The sequence below is a fragment of the Methylophaga sp. UBA4204 genome (assembly GCF_002379485.1).
Lineage (GTDB): Bacteria > Pseudomonadota > Gammaproteobacteria > Nitrosococcales > Methylophagaceae > Methylophaga.
Genome location: NZ_DFTU01000035.1, coordinates 1 through 4,495, shown reverse-complemented (window position 1 = coordinate 4,495; position 4,495 = coordinate 1). Strand labels below are relative to the sequence as shown.

Genomic DNA, 4,495 nt, shown 5'->3' with positions numbered 1-4,495 from the left:
AAACTGGCGGAAGCCGGATGTGAAGTGTTAATGCCCTGGGGTGCACCAATCGGTACTGGACAGGGATTACTCAATCCTTATGCATTGAGAACATTACGTGAACGCTTGCCGGAAATAACGTTACTGGTTGATGCTGGCATCGGCAAACCTTCTGATGCGGTGCAGGCCATGGAACTCGGTTATGACGGCATTCTGTTGAATACCGCAGTGGCCGAAGCACTTGAACCGGCGCTTATGGCTGAAGCGTTTAAACAATCCATCAATGCAGGACGTCTGGCATTTGAAGCGGGCATTATGCCAAAACGTGATTCCGCCAAGCCCAGTACACCGACGTTAGACCAACCAATCTGGCAGCAACATGGCTGATCATTCACAAAAAGCTATTTTATTAATAGGTGGCATGGATCCTCAGGGTTGTGCTGGTCTGACAGCAGATATTCAAACCGTGAGCCATCATGGCTTTCATCCTGTTCCGTTAATTACCTGTGTAACTGAACAGACACAAAGCGGTATGCGTGCATTAAATCCACTAACGGCTGAGAAATTTCTCAAACAATACGAAAGCTGTATTGCGGATTTTGACATTGCTGCTATCAAAATTGGTTTGATACCTGATTTGGAGATAGCCGAGGCGATTGAACGTATAGTTAAACGTCATGATGTGCCAATAGTGATGGATCCGGTGATGGCGGCTACGAGTGGGGGAAAGCAGGCTACGCCGGAAGTATTGGAGTTTGTGCGTAAATCAGTATTACCAAAAATTACCCTGCTGACACCTAATTTACCTGAGATAGCGTATCTCTCTGAGAATGTCACCGGCTCGGTGGAGAAGCAGGTCCGCCATTTAATTGAAGAAGGATTGTCAGCGTGTCTGGTGAAAGGCGGGCATGGTGATAAAAGTTTTGTCTCGGATTACTTTGCCAGTGCGTTTGGGCATTTTTATTGTTATCAACCCCGGTTGAATAAAAATGTTCGTGGCACAGGCTGTGTGTTGGCTTCCAGTCTGGCGTGTTATCTGGCACAAGGCCAAGATATCCGTGATGCGGTGATTTTATCGCGTAGTTATATCAACCGCGGGATTCGGGAATCGCAGACATTAGGGCCGTATCAGCTGTTTTCTCATCAGCAGCAACCGTTTGCACTTCGAGATATTCCACGACTGAGTTATACCCCGGATCTGATTGGAAAAAGTTTTAGTTTTCCCGAGTGTCCGGAACGATTGGGAATCTACCCGGTGGTGGATAGTGCGGATTGGGTCAATCGTTTATTAACCATTGGCATCAAAACCATTCAATTGCGGTTGAAACAAACGGATAACGCTTTTCTGAATGCTGAGATTGCCAGTGCGGTGGATATCTCTCATCAACATAGTGATATTCAGTTTTTTGTGAATGATCACTGGCGTATGGCGATTGATAACGGCGCTTACGGTGTGCATCTGGGACAGGAAGATTTGCATGATGCTGATTTACTGGAAATCGAAAATGCCGGATTGCGGCTGGGGATTTCGACCCATTCATATTGGGAACTAGCCAGAGCCTTAGCGGTAAACCCCAGTTATATTGCCTTGGGACCGATATTTGAAACTGACAGCAAACAAATGCCGTGGCAACCCCAAGGATTTGATCGGTTAGCAGAATGGATACGCTTATTAGATGGGCATACGCCGCTGGTTGCCATTGGTGGGATTGATCTGCCGCGTGCAATAGCGTTGCATAAAACCGGGGTGGGGTCAGTGGCAATGATTTCGGCGATTACCAAAGCAACTGATTATCAAAAAGTCACCCATGATTTACTGACGTTATGGCGTCATTCAGCGAATTAAACGTAATTCCGTGCGGCGGTTTTGAGCGCGACCCTCAGGTGTTTTATTACTCGCAACAGGCTTGTTATCACGATAGGAATGCGTTTCGATAATGCCTTCGTCGATTTCAGCCTGTTCAATCAGAAAGGTTTTCACCACTTGCGCGCGTTTATCTGACAGCTCGGTATTCAATTCTCGGCGGCCAAAACTGTCAGTGTGAGATTCAATAATGATTCTTGAGATACTGTCGTCCACTTTCAGATACTCCGCCAATCGTTTCATCCGTTGAGAAGCACTGTTGTCGAGAATAGCTTTTTCGGATTCAAAATACACACTGAATTGCTGTAAATCGTTAAAACTATCCGGGTGCATTTTGTCTGAACATTCCTGAAACTCGCGCATGGCGGGCAGAAATTGCACATTGGATAAAATCACGCTGACCGGTTGAATGCTGGTTTGCGAGGCATACTGCAGTTGAACGAACTGACCTTGTTGCAAAGCCGCCAGGGCTTTTTGCGCCGCATTACCTTCCACCCTAAATTCACGCTGTCCATAGGTGACGGGCAGAGTCATTAACTTTTGTCTGACCTGATCGAACTGCCAGGGCGTGTTGATGATCATCAATTCAGCAGTGTTTTGCGAAGCGGGATGATCTGCCGTGGAAATAGTAAGCTGCAGCGGCTCACCATTTTCGCGATGAAAAAGGATATCTCCAAAATCCGTAACGTCATGGCTTAAGCTGCAGGAAAGCGGTGAGTCTTCAGTCTGCCATTTGGCTTCGTGCACAGCTGATTGATAAACCGTGTCAGCAACAACGGGAGAGGCAAATAATAAAAATAGTAAAAACTTCATTAGTATTGGATTACGCTGTGTACGTTAACGTCAGTTAGTAAGGAACGGCCATTCAGCCCGGTGATTTCCATCAGGAATGCACAGCCAACCACATTACCACCCAATAACCGGATTAATTCACAACTGGCCTTAGCCGTGCCGCCGGTGGCGAGCACATCATCAACAATTAAAATATTGTCGTTTTCTGCCAAGGCATCGGCATGAATTTCCAGGCTGGTTTCACCATATTCCAATTGGTATTCGACCTTATGGGTAGTGTGAGGCAGTTTGCCGGGTTTGCGCAGTGGAATGAATCCGACCTCTAGCATTGAGGCGGCGAGTGAACCAAAAATAAAACCCCGGGCTTCCATACCAGCGACGGCAGTTATATTAGATTTTCGATAGGGTGCAATCAGCAATTCAACGGCCTGACGCAGTAAGACAGGGGATTGCATTAACGGGGTGATGTCTTTGAATAAAATGCCGGGTTCGGGAAAATCTGCGATATCGCGGATCTTGGTTTTTATCTCGTCCATCTGACGCCTAAATTATTTGAGAAGGGATGGTCACCACCAGTATTATAACGACACTAATTACAACAACTGTAATGCAATTTCCCAGAAATCTTTAGGAGTACAACATTTCGTGATTCACAGATGGCAGAGAGTGCTGGTTTTCGTTCTGTTCAGTTTATTGACCGGTTGTTTTGGCTTTGGTGGTGGAGATAAAGAAGCTGACGATATGCAACCGCGTTTTTATATTGTCGATGTTGATCGAGGTAATGTTGCTGCGGAGTTTGCCCAGAACCGGGTTTTACGCATTAAACCTGTTCGTATAGCACCCCATTATCGCACCGAGAATATTGTGTTTCGTATTGGCGACAATGAATATCAACCGCAGGCAGGACATGTGTTGCTTACTGATCCGCAGGTGATGTTTACCTCACAATTACAACGCTGGTTATCCAAGAGTGGTTTATTCAGTGCTGTCATTACCGATGATTCTCAACCAGCAGATTTAGTGTTGGAAGCGGCAGTCACCAAACTTTATGGTGAAGAGCGCGCCGAGTATCCGCCGCAGGCTGTTTTAGAAATGCAGTTTTTTATGAGTCCGGGCGATGCTGATCGTAGCAAGATGCTGTTTCAAACCGGTTTTCGTGTTGATGCATCGATTGATGAAACAAACCCGCAAACCGTTGTAACTGGCTGGCAAAATGCGCTGGAAGAAATTCTCGCGACGTTGGAGCAGGATTTGAGCGATTATTTTGATAAAGCTGGTACACCCTAGCAGTATCTTATAAACGTGCAGGAAATCGCTCAGAGTGGTAGGATTACTCCTTTGTTATGGTTAGCATCTGTTCGGGTTTTGGCAGCAGAAATTTTTGTCTGAAACTTCAACAAGCTAGGCTTGCTTTTGTTCATTTTGGAAGAATATTAAATGTCTGAGATTGCTCTGGAACTGGACTCGATCAGTATCGAAGATGAAATGAAACAGTCCTACCTCGATTACGCAATGAGCGTTATCGTAGGACGCGCCTTACCGGATGTCCGGGACGGTCTGAAACCTGTTCACCGTCGTGTTTTATATGCAATGCGTGAATTAGGAAACAGTTGGAACAGCCCATACAAAAAATCTGCACGTATTGTCGGTGACGTTATCGGTAAATATCACCCTCATGGTGATACTGCTGTTTATGACACGATGGTACGTATGGCCCAGCCGTTCTCAATGCGCTATATGCTGGTTGATGGTCAAGGTAACTTTGGCTCAGTCGATGGTGATCCACCTGCCGCGATGCGTTATACCGAAGTGCGTATGGCGAAAATCGCCCACGAAATGCTGGCCGATCTGGACAAGGAA

5 protein-coding genes and 1 pseudogene are annotated in these 4,495 nt (G+C 46.2%); 4 read left to right on the top strand and 2 right to left on the bottom strand.

Annotated features, from left to right (window positions below):
* Window positions 1–366: pseudogene (locus tag B3182_RS04615) on the top strand (thiazole synthase); the annotation flags it as partial.
* Entirely contained in the window at window positions 359–1,825 is a 1,467-nt protein-coding gene (gene thiE, locus B3182_RS04610) for a thiamine phosphate synthase (RefSeq protein WP_292357328.1), read from the top strand. The pseudogene B3182_RS04615 and the gene thiE, both read left to right, overlap by 8 nt.
* On the opposite strand, the gene B3182_RS04605 is transcribed toward thiE, so the two are convergent.
* Together B3182_RS04605 and B3182_RS04600 are read right to left on the bottom strand one after the other, a co-directional pair.
* Window positions 1,814–2,656: an OmpA family protein gene (locus B3182_RS04605; protein ID WP_292357326.1), complete on the bottom strand. Its 843-nt coding sequence runs from the start codon at window positions 2,654–2,656 to the stop codon at window positions 1,814–1,816. The two genes, thiE and B3182_RS04605, sit on opposite strands and share 12 nt — an antisense overlap.
* Window positions 2,656–3,171, bottom strand: a complete 516-nt coding sequence (locus B3182_RS04600; RefSeq protein WP_292357324.1) for an adenine phosphoribosyltransferase — start codon at window positions 3,169–3,171, stop codon at window positions 2,656–2,658. The genes B3182_RS04605 and B3182_RS04600 overlap by 1 nt, the downstream gene beginning before the upstream one ends.
* Window positions 3,172–3,280: 109 nt before the next feature.
* Here B3182_RS04600 and B3182_RS04595 point away from each other — a divergent pair, with 109 nt between their 5' ends.
* Window positions 3,281–3,922 (top strand): ABC-type transport auxiliary lipoprotein family protein, encoded by a 642-nt coding sequence (locus B3182_RS04595; RefSeq protein WP_292399116.1) that lies wholly within the window; start codon window positions 3,281–3,283, stop codon window positions 3,920–3,922.
* Window positions 3,923–4,072: 150 nt separating this feature from the next.
* A partial coding sequence (locus B3182_RS04590; RefSeq protein ID WP_292751736.1) for a DNA gyrase subunit A occupies window positions 4,073–4,495 on the top strand: 423 nt, incomplete at its 3' end.

Bases quoted from the DNA above. Each gene is read 5' to 3' on its own strand.
- B3182_RS04605 (WP_292357326.1), bottom strand. From the start codon at position 2,656: ATGAAGTTTTTACTATTTTTATTATTTGCCTCTCCCGTTGTTGCTGAC.
- B3182_RS04600 (WP_292357324.1), bottom strand. From the start codon at position 3,171: ATGGACGAGATAAAAACCAAGATCCGCGATATCGCAGATTTTCCCGAA.
- thiE (WP_292357328.1), top strand. From the start codon at position 359: ATGGCTGATCATTCACAAAAAGCTATTTTATTAATAGGTGGCATGGAT.